Source organism: Providencia sp. LY12 (assembly GCF_057621555.1).
On sequence record NZ_CM172594.1, the window covers coordinates 294,551 to 318,457 of the forward strand.

General features: G+C 41.3%; 25 protein-coding genes. 3 read left to right on the top strand and 22 right to left on the bottom strand.

All coding sequences use genetic code 11. The annotated features are described in order from the left end of the window. Nucleotides 1-32: 32 nt before the first annotated feature. Both yihI and hemN read left to right on the top strand, forming a co-directional pair. The gene (gene yihI, locus ACY3ZI_RS01290) at nucleotides 33-551 is read left to right on the top strand and encodes a Der GTPase-activating protein YihI (protein ID WP_036948490.1); all 519 of its coding nucleotides are present in this window, start codon (nucleotides 33-35) and stop codon (nucleotides 549-551) included. A gap of 215 nt (nucleotides 552-766) precedes the next feature. Next, a complete protein-coding gene (gene hemN, locus ACY3ZI_RS01295) occupies nucleotides 767-2,140 on the top strand; it encodes an oxygen-independent coproporphyrinogen III oxidase (protein WP_487375853.1) in 1,374 nt (457 codons plus the stop codon). Between the two features lie 190 nt (nucleotides 2,141-2,330). Here hemN and ampC read toward each other — a convergent pair whose 3' ends face one another. Continuing rightward, the gene (gene ampC, locus ACY3ZI_RS01300; RefSeq protein WP_487375854.1) at nucleotides 2,331-3,473 is read right to left on the bottom strand and encodes a class C beta-lactamase; all 1,143 of its coding nucleotides are present in this window, start codon (nucleotides 3,471-3,473) and stop codon (nucleotides 2,331-2,333) included. 154 nt (nucleotides 3,474-3,627) lie between these two features. Here ampC and ACY3ZI_RS01305 point away from each other — a divergent pair, with 154 nt between their 5' ends. Next, nucleotides 3,628-4,518 carry a LysR family transcriptional regulator gene (locus tag ACY3ZI_RS01305; RefSeq protein ID WP_211887139.1) on the top strand — a complete coding sequence of 297 codons (891 nt, stop codon included), beginning with the start codon at nucleotides 3,628-3,630 and terminating at the stop codon, nucleotides 4,516-4,518. Nucleotides 4,519-4,601: 83 nt separating this feature from the next. Here ACY3ZI_RS01305 and ACY3ZI_RS01310 read toward each other — a convergent pair whose 3' ends face one another. The 21 genes from ACY3ZI_RS01310 to glnA form a co-directional block, all read right to left on the bottom strand. Then, the gene (locus ACY3ZI_RS01310; protein WP_211887141.1) at nucleotides 4,602-4,889 is read right to left on the bottom strand and encodes a helix-turn-helix domain-containing protein; all 288 of its coding nucleotides are present in this window, start codon (nucleotides 4,887-4,889) and stop codon (nucleotides 4,602-4,604) included. A 72-nt stretch (nucleotides 4,890-4,961) separates the two neighbouring features. Next, nucleotides 4,962-5,189, bottom strand: coding sequence for a helix-turn-helix domain-containing protein (locus ACY3ZI_RS01315; protein ID WP_036948503.1), 228 nt, complete (start codon nucleotides 5,187-5,189; stop codon nucleotides 4,962-4,964). Between the two features lie 185 nt (nucleotides 5,190-5,374). Beyond that, nucleotides 5,375-5,635 carry a helix-turn-helix domain-containing protein gene (locus tag ACY3ZI_RS01320; protein ID WP_211887142.1) on the bottom strand — a complete coding sequence of 87 codons (261 nt, stop codon included), beginning with the start codon at nucleotides 5,633-5,635 and terminating at the stop codon, nucleotides 5,375-5,377. Nucleotides 5,636-5,674: 39 nt separating this feature from the next. Then, nucleotides 5,675-6,169 (bottom strand): fimbrial protein, encoded by a 495-nt coding sequence (locus tag ACY3ZI_RS01325; protein ID WP_211887144.1) that lies wholly within the window; start codon nucleotides 6,167-6,169, stop codon nucleotides 5,675-5,677. Between the two features lie 10 nt (nucleotides 6,170-6,179). Beyond that, a complete protein-coding gene (locus ACY3ZI_RS01330; protein ID WP_211887146.1) occupies nucleotides 6,180-6,686 on the bottom strand; it encodes a fimbrial protein in 507 nt (168 codons plus the stop codon). 9 nt (nucleotides 6,687-6,695) lie between these two features. Next, a complete protein-coding gene (locus ACY3ZI_RS01335) occupies nucleotides 6,696-7,676 on the bottom strand; it encodes a fimbrial protein (protein ID WP_487375855.1) in 981 nt (326 codons plus the stop codon). A gap of 13 nt (nucleotides 7,677-7,689) precedes the next feature. Then, the gene (locus ACY3ZI_RS01340; RefSeq protein WP_487375856.1) at nucleotides 7,690-10,182 is read right to left on the bottom strand and encodes a fimbria/pilus outer membrane usher protein; all 2,493 of its coding nucleotides are present in this window, start codon (nucleotides 10,180-10,182) and stop codon (nucleotides 7,690-7,692) included. A 24-nt stretch (nucleotides 10,183-10,206) separates the two neighbouring features. After that, nucleotides 10,207-10,878 carry a fimbrial biogenesis chaperone gene (locus ACY3ZI_RS01345; RefSeq protein WP_211887152.1) on the bottom strand — a complete coding sequence of 224 codons (672 nt, stop codon included), beginning with the start codon at nucleotides 10,876-10,878 and terminating at the stop codon, nucleotides 10,207-10,209. Between the two features lie 59 nt (nucleotides 10,879-10,937). Beyond that, on the bottom strand, nucleotides 10,938-11,468 hold the full coding sequence (locus ACY3ZI_RS01350; protein ID WP_108478714.1) for a fimbrial protein: 531 nt from the start codon (nucleotides 11,466-11,468) through the stop codon (nucleotides 10,938-10,940). 593 nt (nucleotides 11,469-12,061) lie between these two features. Then, a complete protein-coding gene (locus ACY3ZI_RS01355) occupies nucleotides 12,062-12,382 on the bottom strand; it encodes a helix-turn-helix domain-containing protein (RefSeq protein WP_211887154.1) in 321 nt (106 codons plus the stop codon). Between the two features lie 31 nt (nucleotides 12,383-12,413). Continuing rightward, nucleotides 12,414-12,686, bottom strand: coding sequence for a helix-turn-helix domain-containing protein (locus tag ACY3ZI_RS01360; RefSeq protein ID WP_487375857.1), 273 nt, complete (start codon nucleotides 12,684-12,686; stop codon nucleotides 12,414-12,416). Nucleotides 12,687-12,958: 272 nt separating this feature from the next. Beyond that, a complete protein-coding gene (locus tag ACY3ZI_RS01365) occupies nucleotides 12,959-13,453 on the bottom strand; it encodes a fimbrial protein (protein WP_487375858.1) in 495 nt (164 codons plus the stop codon). 9 nt (nucleotides 13,454-13,462) lie between these two features. Further along, nucleotides 13,463-13,978, bottom strand: a complete 516-nt coding sequence (locus ACY3ZI_RS01370) for a fimbrial protein (protein WP_487375859.1) — start codon at nucleotides 13,976-13,978, stop codon at nucleotides 13,463-13,465. Between the two features lie 8 nt (nucleotides 13,979-13,986). Beyond that, nucleotides 13,987-14,961, bottom strand: a complete 975-nt coding sequence (locus ACY3ZI_RS01375; RefSeq protein WP_487375860.1) for a fimbrial protein — start codon at nucleotides 14,959-14,961, stop codon at nucleotides 13,987-13,989. Nucleotides 14,962-14,975: 14 nt separating this feature from the next. Beyond that, entirely contained in the window at nucleotides 14,976-17,465 is a 2,490-nt protein-coding gene (locus ACY3ZI_RS01380) for a fimbria/pilus outer membrane usher protein (RefSeq protein WP_487375861.1), read from the bottom strand. Between the two features lie 24 nt (nucleotides 17,466-17,489). Beyond that, the gene (locus ACY3ZI_RS01385) at nucleotides 17,490-18,161 is read right to left on the bottom strand and encodes a fimbrial biogenesis chaperone (RefSeq protein ID WP_211887165.1); all 672 of its coding nucleotides are present in this window, start codon (nucleotides 18,159-18,161) and stop codon (nucleotides 17,490-17,492) included. A 75-nt stretch (nucleotides 18,162-18,236) separates the two neighbouring features. After that, nucleotides 18,237-18,767, bottom strand: a complete 531-nt coding sequence (locus ACY3ZI_RS01390; RefSeq protein ID WP_487375862.1) for a fimbrial protein — start codon at nucleotides 18,765-18,767, stop codon at nucleotides 18,237-18,239. Nucleotides 18,768-19,237: 470 nt separating this feature from the next. Then, the gene (locus ACY3ZI_RS01395; protein ID WP_487375863.1) at nucleotides 19,238-19,501 is read right to left on the bottom strand and encodes a helix-turn-helix domain-containing protein; all 264 of its coding nucleotides are present in this window, start codon (nucleotides 19,499-19,501) and stop codon (nucleotides 19,238-19,240) included. 179 nt (nucleotides 19,502-19,680) lie between these two features. Then, on the bottom strand, nucleotides 19,681-21,129 hold the full coding sequence (gene glnG, locus ACY3ZI_RS01400; protein ID WP_487375864.1) for a nitrogen regulation protein NR(I): 1,449 nt from the start codon (nucleotides 21,127-21,129) through the stop codon (nucleotides 19,681-19,683). Nucleotides 21,130-21,138: 9 nt separating this feature from the next. Continuing rightward, complete coding sequence (gene glnL / locus ACY3ZI_RS01405) at nucleotides 21,139-22,188, bottom strand: nitrogen regulation protein NR(II) (RefSeq protein WP_487375865.1); 1,050 nt, start codon at nucleotides 22,186-22,188, stop codon at nucleotides 21,139-21,141. A gap of 164 nt (nucleotides 22,189-22,352) precedes the next feature. Continuing rightward, nucleotides 22,353-23,762, bottom strand: coding sequence for a glutamate--ammonia ligase (glnA, locus tag ACY3ZI_RS01410; RefSeq protein WP_211887174.1), 1,410 nt, complete (start codon nucleotides 23,760-23,762; stop codon nucleotides 22,353-22,355). Nucleotides 23,763-23,907 lie beyond the last annotated feature (145 nt).

Sequence of the window (23,907 nt, forward strand, 5' to 3'; positions counted from 1 at the left end):
CGCAGAAACTGATTTTATCAAGGTAGCAAACCATGAATTCACCGAAAAAACCGACCGCAAAACTGAAGAAAAAATACCGTAAGACGAAAGAAGAGCTCAACGCAGAAGGCCGTGAGCGTAAACGCGAGAAAAAACATCGCGGGCATAAGTCTGGTAGCCGTAACCAAGACGGTGCTTCGAATGGTCAAAAAAATGGGCAAAATGTTCAGGCTGACCCACGTATTGGCAGTAAAAAACCAATTCCACTGGTGGTTGAAAGTAACCAGCCAGTTGCGCGTCCTGTCGTGAAAGAAAAGCCTGTTGCTAAAGAAAAACTGACCCCAGAAAAAGAACTGGAAATGCTGGAAAGCAACGATCGCTTAGATGAGATTCTGGCACGACTGGAAGATGGTGAAACCATTACTGCTCAAGAGCAGCAATATGTTGATACCTGCTTAGACCGCATCGATGAACTGATGAATATCCTCGGTATCGAATATGCGGACGAAGACGGTGATGAAGAGGAAGAAGAGAAATTTGATGACATTATGCGCATCTTAAAAAGTAAATAATTTCCTCTCTATTCATTCCTCCCGTGCTATACGGGAGGAATTCTGCTTAATTTCTCGCCTATCTTCCTTTTCTTTGATGTTGCATCGGATCTGTATTTTCTAACATCGCTATAATCTTTGCGGTATAGACTCTTTACATAAATAGCTAAAAAATAATCTAAAGAGATATAATTAACAGTGATGCTTTCGAGCTTGTGGTCAATTAAGGAATATCAATGTCAGAGCAAAATATCGTTTGGGATCTCTCTCTCATCCAGAAATATAACTATTCAGGTCCGCGTTATACCTCTTATCCAACAGCCTTAGAGTTCAATCAAGACTACAACGAACAGGCTTTTGTTGAGGCAACCCAGCGTTATCCTGACCGTCCTTTGTCTCTGTATGTGCATATCCCGTTTTGCCACAAACTGTGCTATTTCTGCGGCTGTAATAAGCTAGTTACTCGCCAAAAACATAAAGCGGATGAGTATTTACAAGTCATTGAAAAAGAAATTATCCAGCGTGCTGCGTTACTTAAAAATCGCACAGTGACTCAAATGCACTGGGGCGGTGGTACACCAACGTATTTAGATAAGGCACAAGTGAGCCATTTAGTTAGCTTGCTGAAAAAACATTTTCATTTTGCGCTAGATGCCGAGATGTCCATCGAAGTGGATCCCCGCGAAATCGAACTCGACATGATTGACCATCTGCGCAGCGAAGGCTTTAACCGCCTAAGCATGGGTGTTCAAGATTTTAATAAAGAAGTGCAAGTTCTAGTTAACCGCGAGCAAGATGAAGAGTTTATTTTTGCGCTGATTAAACGCGCCAAAGAGACGGGATTCACTTCAACCAGTATCGACCTAATTTACGGTTTACCAAAACAAACCCCTGAAAGCTTTGCGTTTACATTGAAAAAAGTGGCGGAGCTAGCTCCCGATCGTTTAAGCGTTTTCAACTATGCACATTTGCCGAATTTATTTGCAGCGCAGCGTAAAATCAAAGATGAAGACCTGCCAACGGCGGAGCAAAAACTGGATATTCTGCAAGATACCATCGCAACGCTGACATCTGGCGGTTATCAATTTATCGGAATGGATCACTTTGCTCGCCCAGAAGATGAACTGGCGGTCGCACAGCGAGAAGGGATTTTACATCGTAATTTCCAAGGGTATACCACCCAAGGGGATTGCGATTTATTAGGATTAGGGGTATCAGCGATCAGCATGCTAGGCGATAACTACGCCCAAAATCAGAAAGATTTAAAAACTTACTACGCGCAAGTGGAAGAAAAGGGGCATGCCCTATGGCGTGGATTAGTGCTAACTGACGACGACTGCCTGCGCCGTGACGTGATTAAAACATTGATTTGCAACTTCCAATTGAGTTTTGCGCAAATAGAAGCGCTCTACCCAATTGACTTCAAAACCTACTTCAAAGAAGACCTAGAACTGCTGAAACCGATGGCAGAAGATGGGCTGGTGGAAGTCAGTGAAACGGGGATTAAAGTCACGCCACGTGGGCGTTTGCTGATTCGTAATGTGTGTATGTGTTTTGATGTTTACTTACGAAGCCAAATGCGTGTTCGCCAATTCTCCCGTGTCATTTAAATGTTCGTCATATTTCGTGCTGTAGCGTTGTTGGCTACATTCGCTAGCCCTAGTCACATACTTTTGTATGCTCCTAGGGCTTAGCTTCTCTTGTCGCCTAGCTACAACACGAACTATTTAGAACATTGGATGTTTGCTAGGATAGTTATCTAAAACATTCCAGATTCAAAATTCTTCATATTTCACTGGGCTAGTGCTTCACTTTTTCGATGAGCTGGTAAGCGGTGTTGATGCGCTCAGGAATTGGGTACCATTGGTTGGTAAGCAGCACCACGGCGATTTTTTCCTCGGGAATAAATACCGCGTAGGTGGCGAATCCGCCGGTAGAGCCAGTTTTGTTATACAGTGAGCGAGATTCTGGTGGCATCGGTGGCTGAATGGCATCTACTTTTTGCGGTTTCAGTGCCATATCATCACGGTTACCTTGTTGTAATTGAGCCAATGAAACCGGCCACGGGTAACTTTCCCACATCAAATCTTGCACAAAAGAATCCGTCATATACACGCCAGTGTGTGTATCTTCCACCGCCTCTTGCCACGGTTTCGCTACGTTGGCCACTTGCATATTAATATCTAAAAAGCGGATCAAATCCTTCGCGTTAGACTTCAAACCATATGCTTCATTATCTAAAATTTGCGGCGTCACACGCACCGGCTGATGCTGCTTGTTATACCCTTGAGCATAATTTTTTTGCTGATTTTGCGGTACCTGTAAATAGGTATGCTTCATGCCCAAAGCCGGTAACATCATCTTTTCCATCGCATCTGGGAATGACTGATTAAGCTGCTTAGCGGTAACCATGCCTAATAAACCCACACCAAGATTGGAGTAAGAACGGTACTCACCGATAGGTTTTTCAGGAGACCACTGCTGATAATAATGGATTAGCTCCGCACGGTTAGTCACTGAGTCCGGTACAAATAGCGATAAGCCAGAAGTGTGAGTAGCTAGGTTCATCACAGTCACTTTATCAAATGCGCTGTTTTTTAATTCAGGCAAATAGAGGCTGACAGTTTGTGCAAAATCTAACTTACCTTGCCCTTGAGCATAGGCAGCAAGCGTAGCAGTAAACGTCTTTGATAAAGAACCGATTTCATACAACGTATTGTTGCTCACCGGCACCTGAGTTTGTTTAGACTGCACGCCATAATGATAAATAAAATGTTCACCATCTACTGAAATGGCAACGGACATCCCCGGAATCTGCTGTTGTTTCATCAACGGTTTAATAATGCTGTCCACATCTGATTGCGTTAATGCCGCGCTAGATAGTGAGGTAAATGCCAAGCTCAGGGCGACAAGCAGCCGTCCGCGACGAAAAAGATTTTTCATACAGATATCCATTTAAATACAAGTTTTAGTTATGATGAGTGACAAACAGAAAGCAGCCACGTACCAAAGGAAGAGTGATTCTGGTGTCGGAGTATGCGGCTTTTTTGGCATTAGTTAAAACGATATAAAATTCGATGAGGTAAAAGAAAATCTTATGGCTGAAAATGCTCGTTACCGTTTACCCCTTAATGCACTCAGAGCCTTTGAGGCATCCGCGCGTCACCTCAGCTTTACGCGAGCGGGTATGGAGTTGAATGTCACTCAGGCAGCGGTAAGTCAGCAAGTTCGTGCGCTGGAAGAGCAACTAGGCTTAGAGCTATTTATTCGTTTGCCTAGAGGGCTAGCACTGACCGATGAGGGGTTGGCATTATTGCCTGTCGTTAGCCGATCTTTCGACCAAATCGAATCATTATTGCAGCAATTCGAAGATGGTCATTATCATGAAGTCTTGAATGTTTCTGTGGTGGGAACCTTTGCAGCGGGCTGGTTACTACCGCGTTTATCGCGTTTTTCCGATCTCTACCCTTATATTGATTTGCGCATTATGACCCACAATAACGTGGTGAATTTAGCTGGAGAAGGGGCTGATTTTGCGATTCGTTTTGGGGAAGGGCTTTGGCCATTAGTGGAAAATACGCCGCTGTTTTCTGCGCCGCATACGGTGCTTTGTGCCGAAAAGGTCGCTCATAAACTTAAGCATCCCATTGATTTACAAAATTTTCCATTGATGCGTTCTTATCGAAAAGATGAATGGGAAAAATGGTTTCTAGCGGCTAATGTGGAACCGTGGCGCGTGAAAGGGCCTGTTTTTGATTCTTCCCGTTTAATGGTGGAAGCGGCTTTACTGATGGACGGTGTTGCCATCGCACCAAGCTGTATGTTTGAGCGGGAGCTCAGAGCAGGGGATTTGGTTCAGCCATTTGATATTTCCGTGACTCTCGGGGGTTACTGGCTGAGTCGATTAAAATCCAAACCGATGACACCAGCTATGACGATTTTCCAGCAATGGTTACTTGAAGAATCCAAAAAGAAGGATCATTTATAGGGTGATAAATCGGTGCTTAAATTTTAAAGCACCGATTGTGAAATTAGCTAGGGTGTGGCGAGTATGAATTCAGAAACGTTCGTTCAGAAAATGACCGACTCGGCAGCGTAGTAACTTTTTTTATGGTCTTGCTCCTCGCGGCTGCCAGTTATTTCATTAAATTCTGCAAAGAAATAGGCAGGGTCGACCGAGAAAATAAGAGAGAAATGGTAGAGCGTGTCCACATGAATATTCACATCGCCATTTTCGTAGCGAGATAAATGTTGCTGACTGATCCCCAATTGTTCGCTCAGTTGTTTTCCACTGATTCCGTGGCTATCTCTTAGCGCTCTTATTTTTAGACCGACAGATTTTGATACGATTTTCTCCATATCGTTAACTCCTAGGTATATTTATTATGAGAGTTAATTAGATTTTTCTATAAATAGAATATATCGAAATACTTATTTTTCATTGATATCTAAAAGGTCTTTTATACCAATTTCAAAATAATCCGCATATTGCCATAATCTATCTAAATTAATTCTATTAACTCCTCTTTCATAACGTGACTGTTGCTGCTCGCTAACACCAATGGTATCCGCAAGCTCCCGTAATGTGATTCCATTCATTTTGCGATAATAAATAATTTTACTACCGACCATTTTAGATATGAGATAATCTTTAGACATATTGAGCCTCTCTGTGAATAAGTGAATACATGGAAATAAATCAATCTTAATTAGATGATTTATTAAGCCTAATAAGCTCAATATGATTATTAACCTAGCATTAATTCTCAGGTTAAACTATAGATCTAGGTCAATAAATGAAAATTTCTCTTGTTGTCTTTTATTTGATAATTATCGATATTTGATTATCTATTAAAATGTATTTTTATATTTTTATTTTCATGTTCACTCAGGTTAAAAAAATCTAATAAATCAATATTGAATATTTCTGCATACTGGCTAAGCCTATCCAAATTAATACGATTAATTCCTCGTTCATAACGAGATTGTTGCTGCTCGCTAACATTAATCATTTTGGCAATATCGTAAAGGGATAATCCATTCATTTTTCGATAATAGGTAATTTTCTTGCCAATAATTCGGGACACAGGATAATATTCAGGCATCATTGACTCCTTTTCAAATTACCTAAATTGGCATTTGTATTATGGGTATGCTAATGAAAATTCTAAATGGCTTTTAAAATCCCCCGGAGTAAACATAGATTCAAAACTAACCATCCTTGCAGATAATGGGATTTCGGCACTTTTGGTGGTGCTATTGATTGTAATATCTACCGTGCTACCATTTTTAATCGTGGCTTTATTACTCCTTTGCGCGAGATGCAGCAAGCTGTTTGTAGAGCTACCTGTATTCACAAAATAGTTATTATCAGTGGCATCGGCAGTGCCATTAACACTGAATTTGGCATTTTTTGTTGAAACAGGGCAATCAACCAATTTGATAGAAAAATCCACCCACGGGCTTTGCGCAGGGTTGCGATAATTCCAACGGTTTATCTTACCTAATTCCACGTTATAACTGGTATTTTCAACTTTGCAGGGCATAACCACGACATTACCATGCACATAGATATTGACGTTTTCTGCCATCACCGGCAGGGCATACAATCCAAGTAAACTGAATAATATTCTTTTCATGATCAGCCTCTTATAAATAGGTAATAGTGGCGGTAATATTGGCGGATAAACTGCCTGCGGTACCATTGCCGAGTGAGGAAAATGCCCGTGTGCGTAGGGGAATACTGACCAAAGGCTGCCCGTTGGTGGGAACCGTTAATATCTTGGTATTGCCTAGCGGTGTAGCTCCATCGCCACTTTGCAATTGAATGGCAATATTGGTAGCGGTGCCGCTATTTTTATACAGGCTGGCGATATCGGCACTATCTGCGGTTCCTGTGAACGTTAATTTCACGCTATTAATAAATGAGGAGCAATCTTTTAATTCAATAGTAAAAGGTTTCCAATCTGAGGCTTTCGTTCCACTATAAAAAGTATCTAAAGGAATGGTGGTCAGATCCACATCCACATTATTACCGGTAGATAAATTGCACGTTGCAGCTTTTATATTTCCGGTAAATTTCAAATAGACAGTATCCGCCGCATAAGCCGTTATCGAAATATTTAAGAATAGTAGGGTGAGCAGTAATTTTTTCATTTTAAGCCTCTATTCATAGCGAATATTAACAGTAGCATTGGCATTGGCTGTACCTGGTGTGATGGTTGCAGCCGTTTTAATATAGCGGGCTTTCCAGCCGAATATATAATCACCTTGGGATACGTTATCTTGTTGAGTCAATTTTTGATTTAATACAATAGGCGTTCCGGCATTATTTAATAATTGAACGGCAATACCTGTCGCTTTATCTGCACCGGTTAAACCTAGCCGACCATTTGCAGCATTATCAATTGTATCTGACGTTACCGTGACTTTAATATTGGTGCCAGCAAGACAACTTAGTGCAATTGGAATAGCAACTGTACCTTGCGTATCATTAATATTTTTAAATTGAGTGTCATACCAGTCACCCATATTAATATCGTAAGTGTTTTTATTATTTTTTAACGAGCAACTTAATACGACTATTTTCATTGCGTTTGCTGGAAGTGTTGCTGTAGTTAAATTCCAAGCCCAACGTGTATTTACTCCATTTTCATTGCCAAGCCCTTGTAGCGTTCCTATATTTCTAGCATTCAAAGTCCCACCAGTTCGAACATAGCCAGTTTTTTGTACTCTAATTATCCATGAAGGGCTATTAATATAGGCTAACACACTGCTATTTTGCCAAACACTAATTGGTTGGCTTACTTTTAATGCTGCAGTTTCAGCAGTGAAAGTAATGCCGGAAATTGAAGTAGATATAGTTGAGTTTGTTATTGGTGGGCTGTTGAGTAATTGTAGCCCAATATTGTAGCAGCCACTTGGATTAGCTGTTATGGATAAAGGTGCAGTTCCATAATTTAATGTGATGGTATCTAAAACCTTGGTACTACTATCGTCATATTGAATAGTATATGTTCTAGCAGGAATGTATTCAGTTCGATTATTTAAATTAGGGTTTTTAGCGCATGCAGCAGAATAGCCGTAACCAGAATATAAAAATAAGCATCCAATAGTGCATGTGAATTGAATAATTAATTTCTTCATTTTATTTCCCTTCTTATTGGCAAACCGCAGTGGTTTTATATAAGCCAATATAATTCGGCAAACCTGCCAAGTTATAAGAGACTTGGCACTGCTGTTTATCGTTATATTGAATGGTAAATGAACCGCTTTCTGGCATGCCCGAAAGATAAATTTCTCCGTCATTCCCTACCATTGCATTGAGTTGATTATTATCTGGGAAAATCGCCTGCGCTCCGAATGGCACCGGTTTGCCATCTTTAAAATGCAAAATCATGATGGCGCGATAGCCCACATTGGCATTAAAGCTGGCTTTGGCAATTGCTCCACGGCTTGGCGCCACGTTTTGGGTGGTTAACTCCATTTCGGTATCACTTGGCAATTTGCTGGTATCAATTTGAACCCCATTACTGCGATAGGCGGTGACATAGGGTATTAATGCATAGCCTTGTCCATTCGTTTGAATACCCGTTTGGTTCAAAATCGGGACATTCGGCGCATCGGGAATTTCTACCAATGCTGCCGTTTCACCCAGTTGTTGACCCAGTACTACCCCCCCGGAATGCGCAACCACGCTGCCGCTGGCGCCGTAATACAGGTTGTAATTATTGGTGCTGTAACCCGTACCCCCAGTCACTTCCCCATACTGTCCACGATAACTGGCATTTAAGTTACCGGAAGCGCCAGAATCACGGGTTGGGAAGTTTTGCTGAGCACTCCAATTTAAGCGATTATTTAGCTGCGTTGCCGAAATACCCATACTGCCCGACGAACCATTGGCGCTGCTGCTGGTGCTGTTAAAGTTGTAATAGAAGGTGTCTTCAAACACGCTAAACGGCACGCTCACTGTAAAAGCAAATTGGTGATCATCATCTTTCGTGCGTCCACCACTATTCATGTTCGGGTTAGTATTTTTGTTATAGCTGTAATTCAATCCGTAACTGATATTATTCCAGCTATTGTTATAGCCAATCGTGGTGGATTGGGTTTTACGATCGCTGTTCCAGTAATCTTCGCTAACAAAACCGACAGACAGTGAACCCCAGTTATCCCCCAAGCTTTGGCTAAGGGTGATTTCCCCGCGGTTACGACGGCGTTCATACAGCGGGCTAAATCCACTTTTACGATAACCATCAAACACTTCCGCCAAGCTGTAGAAGCCTTGTGTCGAGTAGCGATACCCTGCGAGGGCAATGTTGGTACCAATATCATTCAGGTTTTTGTTATAGCGAAAACGGTAAGATTGCCCGCTTTCCGTGGTGCCATTATTTAAGGTGGAGTTGGCGTGGGTGACATCCACAGATAGTGCCCCAAAGCGCCCTAAGTTTTGTCCCGCCCCCACAGAATAGGCTTGGTATTTATCACTCAGTTGGCTACCCCCAAAGGCGGTGAGCCCCCACGGTAAGCCGTAGATCAGAGTGAATTGCGCGAATGGTTTTTTATCCACGCTGCTGTCATAACTCCGATATTGCCCACCCGTTACGCTGTAAGAGACATAACCCTCACGTTGTAAAACGGGTAATGAGGCGAACGGAATAATTTGGTACTGTTCGCTACCATTGGCTTCTTTGATGGTGACGTGTAAATCACCACTCCCCCCTGTAGGGTAGAGATCGTTAATTTCAAACGGGCCTGCTGCCACATCGGTTTGGTAAATGGTGTAACCGTTTTGGCGAATGGTGATCTGCGCATTACTGCGCGCAATACCGCGTACTACTGGCGCATACCCGCGTAAGCTCTCTGGGTTCATATCATCATCGGTTGCCAATTGCGCCCCACGAAACGGCACGCTGTCAAAAATATCCGATGGTGATGTGCTATCCCCGAGAATCAGCTGGCTTTTTATCGCATTGATATTCCGGCTTAAATAGGTATATACCGTGTCCCATTTATTACGCTGCCCGTCACTACTTTGCCACGTCGTGTAGTTGCGCAGACGCCACGGGCCGATATTCAGCCCTGGACGCAAGTTCACATAGTTGGAATTGCTGCTATTTTTATCGTTTTTGCGATCGGTATTGCGTGAACCGTTATAACTGTAATTGAGTAACAGGGCGTTGATCCCATCATCAATTGCCGCCAGATCCACATAGCCACGCGGATTCATATTCAGCGCAATTTGAGGAATGCTTAAATAGAGGCGTTGTGAGCCAAATTCAAACTCACTTTTGGCATCGGGGATCGCGGATAGATTCACGCACGAATTCCCCGCAGTTTGTAGATTAGGATAATCTGCAACTTTCACGCCCACATCTTTTAAATCGCTTAGCGTCAGGCATGGCTCCAGCTCTTTCTTGGCATTATTGGAAAAACTGACACTCCTTGAACCTATCAGGCTCTTATTAATGTAGATATCCACATAATATTGACCTGGTAATTGTTCATTACGTTCGAATTGCCCTAAGTCCACCGATTCTTTATTTGGTAGCTCAAGAAATTCAGGATCAAAATAGGTGTCTGGCTCTGCTGAGGACGTCGCAATATAGCCTAAGGCGATAAATAGGCTAAGGCATATTTTATTTATTTTCATAGATAAACCTAATTGCCATTAAGGCTATATTTTTATTTCCGCCGGATTATTGGCTGAGCCATAATCGTTGATCACTTCCCATTTAATGGTGCCGTGCAGTTCAGGGCTAATTAGTGAGAAAGACTTACTGGAGAATGGTGCAACGTAAGAGACATCATTCACTTTTTTGCCATTAAAACTGATACTTTGGAAATTCATATAATAGGGCGTTGGGTTTTTCACGGTGATCGATTGGCCGTCTTTCGACCAAGTTAATTTCTTCTGCTCTTCCACAAAATCGACTTTACTGATAGCACTCGGGCGATAAATTAATTTCATCTGCGTTTTAAAGGCGATTTTTAATGAATTTTCGGTTTTCTTTTCAGTGGCAGGGATAGTTTTAATATTTAGCCAAAATAATGATTCTCTATCATTGGGTAGTGTATTTTGGGTTAAGAAAATACGTAGTGCGTTGGTTTTTTCTTGGTTTAAACGAAAAAGTGGTGGCGTAATGGTAAAGTCCGTTTGCTTGCCTTCATTGGCATTTTCAATCCATGATTGAATTAAATAGGGCACTTTATCCGGATTTTCGACGCTAATACTGACATCCTTATTCCCTTCTGGATAAATTACGCGGGTTCCCCCAATAATCACACCGGCATAGGCCGACTGACTGAGCGCAAATAACATGATACAGACAGAGATAATTATTTTCATATTGCCACCACTGGGTAGAAATAATTAAGGCTTATGTCCGTATAAACCTTAATTAATCATTAGTTATAGTTAATTGTGAAGGTTGCTGTTGAATTCGCTAAACCGACGGTCACTGTGTCAGACATCGCAATATAACGCGCTGTAAAATCTAAGTTGTTCACAACGGTTTCTTGTAATGTGTATGGGCTAGAAGCGGTATACAGCGGGACAGTTAAGCCTTTAACGTCTTGAATTTGGATACCAACACCTGTTGCAACACCAGAGGTATTTGGATTAGTTAATTGAAGTACGCTGTTGTTGCCTTCATAGGAAACACCATCAAATTTTACTGTTGCGGTGGTCACTGCCGCAGGGCAGTTTTCCAATTGGATAGTAAATTTAGTGGCAGCGGCCGTGCTACCTGTGCTTGGCAATGCCGTTCTAGAAACTTTCCCTAAATTTACTTGGATAGCATCTGAACCCGCTGCAAGTTGGCATGCGTTATCAGTAATTTCACCCGTGAAATTAATATCACCATCTTTGGCAAAACCATTGGCAGAGATTAATAAGGTGCTCGTTGCAATTAAAGATGCAATGACGTGTTTTTTCATTTTTTACTCTCCGAAACTTAATTCGATATTCAATTTAATTGGAGGGAATATATAAATTTGCTTATCTACTCAAAGCACGAGTATTTTGTGACTATTTTTATAAATAAACAAGATAGGGGTATTTTGAATTTTAATAACAATATTTTTAAGTTGTTATTATTAATTCTCATATAAACACACTATGCGCTAGTGTTTGGTATCATTATTTAAATAAGGCGTTTTTATTGAATTTAATTTATTTAAACTAAAGTAAAATAACAATATAAAACTAAAAATACTTATTTGATGATTTTAAACTATAAACTATCTCGCATATGGAGATTATTTAAACGTAAAGTTTGAGGTGAGAGCGTGGTTTTATTACTAGTGGCAAATATGTATTATCTAAAAATGAAAAATAAAACTTAATATTCTCAATAAGAATATCGAAATTAGTCTTAGAATGTGTATTTATACCGAAATAGCGTAAATGATTATAAATTTTAGTCTGTCATTAATGGGGTTTATTTTTGCTAATGTTAGTCAGAGAGAGACTTTAAAAGGATACCTGCCAGTATCAATGATAAAAAAGATACCGGTAGGCGGCTTGAGTATTATTTAAACAGTGAAAAATCTTGTTCTGGTGAAATCAAAGATTCAGCCTGATAGCGACGACTGCGATCAGCCTTACAGATATAATTAAAACCATCTTCTTGTTCAGTGCCGTCACAGATTAATTCTATAATATCGATGTCTAAAATTTCAGCAATTGAATATAAGGTATCAACGTGAATACGCATATCGCCCAGTTCATGGCGGGAATGGTGTTGTTGGCTAATGCCCAGTAATTTGCTTAACTGTTGAATGCTCATATTTCGCTCTTTTCTGAATGAGCGAATGCGAGCGCCAACAATTTTGGAGGTGTTCTTTTTCATTATAATGACCAATATTGATTAAGTAAAAATACTATATATTTGGAGATCTTTTAAGATTCTGCTTTATTTTTTTCCTTTCACTTTCATTAAATAAAAAGAAGTCATTAATACTAGTATTAAAATAAATAGCATATTGTTTGAGCCGATCAATCGATATTCGATTATTCCCACGTTCATAACGAAGCTGTTGCTGTTCACTAATTCCAATCGATTGAGCTACAGTGAGTAGGGATAACCCTTTTTCTTTACGTAACTTTCGTATTTTATATCCAATAACAGCGGAGACTGGATAGCTATTTTCCATTAATTCACCTCTTTTTATTATTTGCGATATGTTAAATAAACTAACAGATGGCAAATGAATACCATTATCTCAAAGACATGTTTATCAGATAGTTAACTTGATATCTTGACTTAAATCACATCAATTAAAGTTATCCGTTTTATATGGAGGTTAATAATTAAAATTTCAATTAGAGAGTGCTATTTTCATCCCATTAATAATATTTTTCATAATAAGAGCATTGCATTAAGAATGTCTTTAACGGATAACGATATAAATATCATATTCCTTTATTAAGGATATATAACTGAAAACTCTAAATGGCTTTTAAAATCTCCAGCAGTAAACATAGGCTGTAAACTTACCATTCTTGCAGATAGTGGAATTTCGGCACTTTTAGTGGCGCTATTGATAGCCACATCTACCATACTGCCATTTTTAATGGTCGTTTTATTATTTGTTTGCGCGAGATGCAGCAAGCTTCCAGTGGAACTGCCTGTATTCACAAAATAGTTATTGTCGATGGTATCGGGTGTTCCGTTAACACTGAATTTGGCATTTTTGGTTGTCACAGGGCAATCAACCAATTTAATAGAAAAATCCACCCATGGGCTTTGGGCTGGGTTACGATAATTCCAACGATTTATTTTACCTAACTCTACGTTATAGCTGGTGTTTTCGATTTTGCAGGGCATGGCAATCACATTGCCATGCACCTTAATATTGACGGTTTCTGCCATTGCAGGTAACGCTAATAGTCCCAATATACTGAATAAAAATATTTTCATTAGCTGCTCCTATAGATAGGTAATGGTGGCAGTAATATTGGCGGATAAGGTGCCCGCAGTACCATTACCGAGTGAAGAAAATGCCCGTGTACGTAGAGGTACACTCACCAAAGATTGCCCATTGGTGGGAACCGTTAATACTTTAGTATTGCCTAGCGGAGTTGCGCCATCGCCACTTTGCAATTGAATGGCTATATTGGCGGCGGTGCCGCTATTTTTATATAGGCTATTGATATCCGCGTTATCCCCTGTGCCTGTGAAGGTTAATTTCACATTATTGATATATGCGGAGCAATCTTTTAATTCAATATTAAAGGTTTTCCAAGGTGAGGCGCCTTGTGCAGAAATAAAGGAATCTAAACCTATATTCGTAAGGTCAACATCAATATTATTTCCAGCAGATAAATTACAGGTAGCTGCTTTAATATTACCCTTAAAATTTACTGTTACAGTATCCGCTGCATTAACCAATAATGGCTGAGAAAAAATATTTATAGTTAATAGTGTGAATATTATTTTCTTCATGGGCGCCTCTATTCATAGCGAATATTAATTGTTGCTGTGCCGTTGGCAGAGCCAGGGGTGACTTTATCTGCGGTCTTGATGTAACGCGCTTTCCAACCAAAGATATGCTCGCCTGCTGCAACGTTATTTTTTATTGTTTGTTTGCTTCCCAAAGGAATAGGGTTTTTATCTGCATCAATGAGTTGTATGGCAATACCGGTAGCTTTATCTGTGCCGGATAAAGCCAACTGCCCTTGAGCAGCATTAACAACACCACTAGTTCCTGTAACGGTTGCTTTAATATTGGTTCCGGCTAAGCAGCTTAAGGTAATCGGGATATCAACTTCTCTACTGGTGCTGCCAACAGTAGGAAATTGAGTGTCATACCAATCACCTAAGTCGATATTTAATGTGGAATTTTTTACTCCGCAGTTTGCAACTAAAATTCTGAAGTTACTTCTAAAATGCAGGTTACCTGCATCTAATGATTTTTTAAGTGTTTGACTATATGCTCTATTATAAGCCAATTGACCCGCTGGAAATACGCCTGATTGATTAACAGTTCCCACTCTTTTAATGGTTAACTTCCAAGCCATACGAGTAAAGCTAAAATTGTTTGGGGGCTGGGGGTTATAATAATAAACAGAGTAAGCCCCACTTCCCATTTGTGGGCTGGAAAAAACAAGCTGTAATGTGAGGGAAATACCGGGTATATTAGTTGGCTTTATTTGATTAGAACTAGGGAAATCATTGGCCCAACGAAACCATCCCGTCATGAAGGTAAAATTACAGCTATTACTATCACTAGTTGAGTAACTAAATGTATTTGACGTGATTGGAATATCGATCACTTTTAATATGGTCTCAGAGCTATCATATTGAACAAAAATAGTTTGATCTGGAACATATACATTACCTATTGGATAAGGATTAAACTTACAAATTGAAAAAGAATAGCTAGAATAAAAAAATGTTATGAACAGTATTGAAATTACTTTATTCATTATAATTTTCCCTATTACTGACAAATAGCATCAGTTTTATATAAACCAATATAATTCGTTAATCCCGCCAAGTTATAATTCACCTGACACTGTTGCTTATCGTTATATTGAATCGTAAATGAACCGCGCTCCGGCATTCCTGACAGATAAATTTCCCCATCATTTCCGACCATCGCATTGAGCTGATTATTGCTTGGGAAAATTGCCTGCGCCCCGAATGGCACGGGTTTACCATCTTTAAAATGCAACGTCATGATGGCGCGATAGCCCACATTGGCATTAAAGCTAGCTTTAGCAATTGCCCCACGGCTTGGTGCCACATTCTGGGTGGTTAACTCCATTTCGGTATCATCCGGCAATTTACTGGTATCAATTTGGATACCATTGCTGCGATACGCGGTGACATACGGCACTAACGCATAGCCTTGCCCGTTGGTTTGGATACCGGTTTGGTTCAATATCGGGACATTAGCGGCATCTGGAATTTCCACCAATGCCGCGGTTTCTCCCAGCTGCTGGCCGAGAACTACCCCTCCAGAATGGGCGACCACACTGCCGCTAGCACCGTAGTACAGGTTGTAATTATTGGTGCTGTAACCCGTACCCCCAGTGACTTCCCCATATTGTCCACGGTAGCTGGCATTTAAGTTACCGGAAGCCCCAGAATCGCGGGTTGGGAAGTTTTGCTGAGCACTCCAGTTCAAGCGATTATCCAGTTGCGTTGCTGAAACACCCATGCTGCCCGAGGAGCCATTGCTACTGCTGTTTGTGCCATTAAGGTTGTAATAGAAAGTGCTATCAAACAGGCTAAATGGCACACTCACCGTAAAGGCAAACTGGTGATCATCGTCTTTATTACGTCCATCGTAGTTATTTGGGTTGGTGTTTTTGTTATAGCTATAATTCACCCCATAGCTAATGTCGTTCCAGCTATTGTTATAGCCAATGGTTGTTGACTGCGTTTTGCGATCGCTATTCCAGTAATCTTCACTCACAAAACCTACCGACAAGGAACCCCAGCCGTCCCCTAAGCTTTGGCTGAGGGTGATTTCTCCACGGTTACGGCGGCGCTCATGTAATGCGGTAAATGCTTCTTTTCGATAGCCATCAAACACTTCCGACAAGCTATAAAACCCTTTAGTGGAATAACGATAGCCCGCTAAAGCGATGTTGGTGCCAATATCATTCAGGTTTTTGTTATAGCGAAAACGGTAGGATTGTCCGCTCTCTTTTTCACCATTACTGAGGGTCGAACTGGCGTGGGTGACATCGATAGATAATGCACCAAATCGCCCTAAGTTTTGCCCTGAACCGATGGAGTAAGCCTGATATTTGTCACTGACTTGGCTTCCGCCAAACAGAGTCACCCCCCAAGGCAGCCCGTAAGTTAGTGCAAATTGCGCAAAGGTTTTTTTATCCACGCTACTGTCATAACTGCGGTATTGCCCGCCCGTCACGCTATAGGAGAGATAGCCTTCACGTTGTAAAACCGGTAAAGAGGCAAACGGAATAATTTGGTACTGTTCGCTACCGTTGGCTTCTTTAATCGTAACGTGTAAGTCCCCACTCCCCCCTGTAGGGTAGAGATCGTTAATTTCAAACGGACCTGCTGCAACATCGGTTTGGTAAATGGTGTAACCGTTTTGACGAATGGTGATCTGCGCATTACTGCGCGCGATACCCCGTACCACTGGTGCGTACCCACGTAGGCTTTCTGGATTCATATCATCGTCAGTGGAGAGTTGCACCCCACGAAACGGCACACTGTCGAAAATATCGGACGGTGATGAGCTGTCCCCAAGGATCAGCTGACTTTTTATCGCATTGATATTACGGCTTAAATAGGTATATACCGTGTCCCACTTATTGCGTTGCCCATCACTACTTTGCCACGTGGTGTAGTTGCGCAGACGCCACGGACCGATATTCAGCCCTGGGCGCAAGTTCACATAGTTGGAATTGCTGCTGTTATTATCATTTTTACGATCGATACTGCGCGAGCCGTTATAGCTGTAATTGAGTAACAGGGCAGTGATCCCATTGTCGATCGCCGCGAGATCCACATAGCCGCGCGGGTTCATGTTCAATGCAATCTGCGGAATGCTTAAATAAAGGCGCTGAGAACCAAATTCAAACTCACTTTTGGCATCAGGAATCGCAGATAAATTAATGCATTGGTTACCCGCGACTCGCAGCTCAGGGTATTCCCCGACTTTAACCCCAACATCTTTCAGGTCAGAGAGCGTTAAGCAAGGCTCCAGTTCATTATTTTTATTGGTGGAAAAGCTAACACTTTTTGAGCCAATCAAGCTCTTATTAATGTAAATATCCACATAATATTGACCCGGTAATTGTTCATTACGCTCAAACTGTTCTAAGTCCACGGATTCTTTATTCGGTAGCTCAAGAAATTCAGGATCAAAATAGGTGTCCGTTTCTGCCGAAGACGTCGCAATATAGCCTAGAGATAAAAATAGGCTAAGGCATATTTTATTTATTTTCATAGATAAACCTAACTATCCTTAAGGCTATATTTTTATTTCTGCTGGATTATTGGCGGAGCCATAATCATTAATCACTTCCCATTTAATGGTTCCGTGTAATTCAGGATTGTTAATATTGAAGCTTTTCTCTGAAAACGGTGCGACATAAGAAATATTTTCTGCGCTCTTCCCATTAAATTTAATACTCTGGAAGTTCATGTAATAAGGTGTTGGGTTATTAACAGTAATGGCTTTACTATTTTTCGACCACTTAAGTTTTTTTTGCTCTTCATTAAAATCGACATTCGTTAATGAATCAGGACGATAAATTAATTTCATCTGAGTTTTGAACGCGATCTTTAGTGAGTTTTCTGATTTTTTCTCTGTTGCAGGAATTGTTTTTACATTTAACCAAAATAAAGATTCTCTATCTTTTGGTAGAGAGTCTTGGGTTAGAAATATCCGTAATGCATTAGTCTTTTCTTGGTTTAAACGAAAAAGTGGTGGCGTAATAGTAAAGTCCGTTTGCTTGCCTTCATTGGCATTTTCAATCCATGATTGAATTAAATAAGGAATTTTATCTGGATTTTCTACACTAATACTCACGTCTTTCTTCCCTTCAGGATAAATGACGCGGGTACCACCAATAATGACACCAGCATTGGCTGTACTGATAAGTGCGAAAAAAAAGATAAAAATAGTAATTATTGATTTCATATAGCCACCACTGAGTTATAACAAAACAAAAAATAAATCACTAAGGCTTATATCCATATAAACCTTAAATTGAAATTAGTTATAATTAATTGTGAATGTTGCCGTTGAGTTTGCTAAACCAGCACTGACAGCATCAGACATTGCAATATAACGTGCGGTAAAATCTAAATTATTTACAACCGTTTCTTTTAGGGCATATTCACTGGATGCGGTATATAAAGGAACAGTAATTCCTTTAACGTCTTGAATTTGAATACCAACATCTTTAGCAATTCCAGATGCTCCCGCATTGGTTAACTGCAGAACACTGCTATCACCTTCATAAGAAACGCCATCAAATTTTACCGTTGCAGTGGTTACTGCGGCAGGGCAGTTTTCTAATTGAATGGAAAACTTAGTGGCAGCAGCAGTACTACCAGTACCTGTTAATGATGTTTTAGAGACTTTACCTAAGTTCACTTGAATAGCATCGGAACCAGTTGCTAGTTGGCAAGCGTTATTGATAATTTCGCCCGTGAAATTAATATCACCATCTTTGGCAAAGCCATTAGCAGAAATTAATAAAGTTCCTGTTGCAATTAACGATGCAATAATCTGTTTTTTCATTTTAACTCTCCGAACTGAGTTCGATATAAAATATAATTTTGTGAATGTTTTTCGCTTGTGAATTAAAGCTTAAGTATTTTGTGTTTGTTTTTATAAATAAACAAGTTTGTGTTTTTTTAGATTTTAAATTTCATCTTGAGTTACGGTTATTTATTTTTGTTTTAAATTCACTATACGGGTGGGGTTTTTATTTAGGTTAATTTGGAAAATTGAAATATTAATAATTTCAATTTCAATGTGAATTGAAAATAAAAATTAAATGTCAGGATTTATTTTAGAGTACGAGATTGTACAAAAACACGCTTTATGGGTTGGGAGAGTGAGATTTTATCTTAAATGTAAAATATTGATGGCAGGTTTTGACGTAAAATAATGTTCGTATTTATACATTGATTTATTTTTTATGGATCTAAATTATCCTATTTCAATCATGAAATAAGATTAGTCTCTTTGTGTATATCTTGTAGTGACTACTTTTTATTAAGATAATGTAAAATAAATTTCTTCTCCGCTTCACTAAATATAAAAAAGCTTAATAAACTAATCTCAAAATAATCGGCGTATTGTTTTAGTTTATCGACGGGAATTCGTGCCTTTCCTTTTTCATATTTCAGCTGTTGAAATTCGCAAACACCAATTTCATCCGCTAGTTCTTTTAATGACAAATGATGATATTCACGGATTAATGTTATTTTATGCCCAATAATTTCGGATATTGTATGATTTTCGCGCATAGGAAACCCTCAATGACGGTATATTGACAGATGATGGTTATCGAGCATCGATATTCAATTAGTGCGGCTTTTTGATGATATTTTATTGATAATCAATATTAACCAATGAAAAGTTAACACGTTTTTTCGCGTGTTAACTTAATTAAATCATAGCCGCTAGATGGTGAGCTTTCTAGAAATTAATCTTCGATACCCAGCTCTTTTAATTTTCGCGTTAGGGTATTTCGACCCCAGCCTAATAAGCGAGCTGCTTCTTGCTTATGTCCGTGGGTATATTTGAGGGCGCAATTGAGCATGGTTTTCTCTAATAACGGCATGGCGTCATTAAATAAATTTTGCTGACCAGCGTTCAGTGCGGAATCAGTCCATTTTTCTAAGAGATCAAACCATGCAAGGTTAGGATCTTGAGAATGGATGGCGGATGAAGCAGGATCTTTCGCTGACTTGTTGGATTCTTGCTTATTAAATAGATCGCTTGGTAAATCTTGCGGAAGCACCTCTTGGCTAGCTGCCATCACGGTTAACCAACGGCAGACGTTCTCCAATTGGCGCACATTTCCCGACCAAGAATAGCGTTGAAGAATTTTAATGCTGTCAGGGTGCAGAACTTTGCTTTCTACCCCTAACTCCTTGGCGGTATTTTGCAAAAAGTAATGGGCGAGGCGAGGAATATCTTCAATGCGTTCGCGTAATGGCGGAAGCTGCACGCGGATAACATTCAATCGATGGAATAAATCTTCGCGGAATAATCCTTCTTCCACACGTTTTTCTAAGTTTTGATGCGTTGCGGCGATAATACGCACGTCGACCTTAACAGGGGTATAGCCACCAATTCGGTAAAATTGCCCTTCAGCCAGTACTCGCAATAAGCGCGTTTGCACATCCAGCGGCATATCACCGATTTCATCGAGGAATAAAGAACCTCGGTTCGCTTGTTCAAAACGGCCTTGGCGAACTTGGGAAGCGCCTGTAAAAGCCCCTTTTTCATGACCAAATAGCTCGGATTCAATTAAATCTTTTGGGATTGCCGCCATATTTAAGGCGATAAAAGGTTCGTTGGCGCGTGGGCTGTGTTGATGTAATGCGTGGGCAACGAGCTCTTTACCTGTACCAGATTCCCCGTTGATAAGCACACTAATTGAGGAGCGGGAAAGGCGTCCAATGATCCGATACACCTCCTGCATGGCAGGGGCTTCGCCGATCATAGTAGAAGAAATTATGGGAGCTTGTGGCTTATCGCTAGCAGTGCTGTTTTGCTCACGGCTGTGGTTTAGTGCGCGTTCCACTAAGGCGACGGTTTCATCAATATCAAAGGGTTTAGGGAGATAGTCAAAAGCGCCAGATTGATAAGCGTTAACGGCGGCATCTAAATCGGAATGCGCGGTCATGATGATAATCGGCAGTAATGGATGTGACTGTTTTAACTGGCTGAGTAAGGTAAGTCCATCCATGCCCGGCATACGAATATCGGAGAGCAATACGTCAGGGCGGTCATTGTCGAGGGCTGCAAGCACTGCATCAGCGCTGTCAAAACAGGTGCAATTAAGTTCGGCACTGTTGAGCGCACGCTCCAGTACCCAGCGGATTGAACTGTCGTCATCAACAACCCAGATTTTTCCCTTCTGCATGGCTATCTCCTATTTTTTGATGGGTAGATAAATAGAAAACTCGGTGTGACCCGGCCAACTGTTAAACTCAATTTTCCCCGCATGTTGATCCACTAGACTGCGCGCGATAGATAAGCCTAAGCCAGTGCCATCAGGGCGACCGCTGACCATCGGATAAAACAGCGTATCTTGGATAGCGAGTGGAATACCGGGACCGTTATCTTCAATATCAATCCGTGCGGCAAGGCGGTAGCGCTCCCCTTGCAACATCACCTGAAATGCGGTGCGAGTGCGCAAAGTGATGATGCCACCCGTATCGCCAAGCGCTTGCAAGGCGTTACGCGTGATATTGAGCAGCACTTGCTCCACTTGGTCTGGATAGTATTCCAGATCGGGGAGGCTTGGATCGTAATCGCGAACCAGCGTGATATTGTCTGGTTTTTCTAACCCGACTAAGCGCATCACATTTTCCACACTATGATGGATACTTTGCTCGGTTTTCGGTCCCGGATATTGAGGTCCTAATAACCTATCGACTAAGGCACGTAGGCGATCGGCTTGCTCAATAATCACTTGGGTATATTCATTTAGCTGCGGGTCGGGCAGCGCCTTAGACAATAATTGCGCCGCGCCACGTAAGCCACCCAATGGGTTTTTGATTTCATGGGCAAGTCCACGGATCAATTCACGGGCAGCAAGCTGCTGGGCATTTTGCGCTAACTCTTGGCTAAGGCGTCGCTGGCTATCCAATTGGGACAGCTCGACAAGAATAAATTGGTCGGACAGAGGCTGAGCACTCAATGACATCATGTGAGAGTGGTTATTAAGCACCAGTGTCACTTCGTTTTCGGTAAAGCTGTGGCCGGTTTTGAGGCTATTGAGCATCTGCTCATCATTTAATGAACAATAGTTGAATAGTAAAGGAAGTGGGGTGCCATAGAGCTTACGGGGGCTTTGTGCCAAAATTTGTAAGGCAGCATGGTTGGCATAATGGATGATTAAATCGTAATCCAGCACTAATACGCTGTTAATTAAGGAATCGAGGAGATGTTCGGGGACAGGTAAATGCTCGGCTTTCATGTAATATTGCTCCTGCACTATTTTGGTGCATTATACGTTATTTACTGATTAACCGATACGTCGAAGCCAATATTTGCAGTTTATCACTCAGTGCAGAGAAAAGGCCCCATCCAAAGATGGGGCAAGTGCTTCACGGCAACAAAGACTATCAGTGGAACGGCGTGTTACGCACTGTAGTACATTTCAAATTCGAGTGGGTGTGGCGCCATACGAACGCGTTGGATATCAGCACGCAGTAATTCGATGTAAGCGTCGATAGCATCGTCAGTAAAGACACCACCACGAGTTAAGAACTCACGGTTTTTATCCAGTTCAGCCAGAGCTTCATCTAAAGAGCCAGCCACTGTTGGGATCTCTTTCGCTTCTTCTGGCGGTAAGTCGTACAGGTTTTTGTCCATTGCATCGCCTGGGTGGATCTTGTTGATGATGCCATCAAGACCTGCCATTAACTGAGCAGCAAACGCTAAGTATGGGTTAGCCGCTGGGTCTGGGAAGCGAACTTCGATACGACGTGCTTTCGTGCTTGCAACCACTGGGATACGGATAGAAGCAGAGCGGTTACGTGCAGAGTAAGCCAGCATGACTGGCGCTTCAAAACCTGGGACTAAACGCTTGTAGGAGTTAGTCGTTGGGTTAGTGAACGCGTTCAGTGCGCGAGCGTGTTTGATGATACCGCCGATGTAGTACAGCGCCATCTCAGATAACCCGCCGTATTTGTCGCCTGCAAACAGGTTCACGCCACCTTTAGATAAAGACATGTGGCAGTGCATACCGGAACCGTTATCACCAACTAATGGTTTTGGCATAAAGGTTGCGGTCTTGCCGTATGCGTGTGCAACGTTATGGACAACGTATTTGTAAATTTGAGTCTCATCCGCTTTTTTGGTCATGGTATTAAAGCGAGTTGCGATTTCGTTTTGGCCTGCAGTTGCCACTTCATGGTGGTGAGCTTCAACCACTAAGCCCATCTCTTCCATTGTGGTACACATAGCTGAACGTAAATCTTGTGATGAGTCTACTGGTGGTACTGGGAAGTAACCGCCTTTCACAGCTGGACGGTGACCTTTGTTACCGCCTTCGTATTTAGTGCCAGTGTTCCATGCGGCTTCGATATCATCGATGTGATAGTAGCTGCTGTGCATGCTGTTGCCGAAGCGGATGTCATCGAACACGAAAAATTCTGGTTCAGGCCCAAATAACACCATATCCGCAATGCCGCTAGAACGCAGGTAATCTTCAGCACGTTTAGAGATAGAGCGGGGGTCGCGATCATAACCTTGCATAGTGCCTGGCTCTAAAATGTCGCAACGAATGATTAAGGTATTATCGGCGTAGAATGGGTCTAACATTGCGGTAGATGCATCAGGCATTAATACCATGTCAGACTCGTTGATGCCTTTCCAGCCACCGATGGATGAGCCATCAAACATTTGACCTTCTTCAAAGAAGTCTTCGTCAACTTGATGAGCAGGGATAGTGATGTGTTGCTCTTTACCTTTAGTATCAGTAAAACGCAGATCAATAAATCTTACATTGTGCTCTTCGATTAACGATAAAACATGTTTAGCGGACATTCTCGGCTCTCCTGGTCGGGTCTAATCAACTTACGCAGCAATTAAGGTGTGCATGAGTTGGTTTATCTGGCTTCGCAAGATTAATGATTATTTCATTAACAATATTGCAAGCTCTCTAGGGTTATATAAGCGAAAAGCGTGCCAA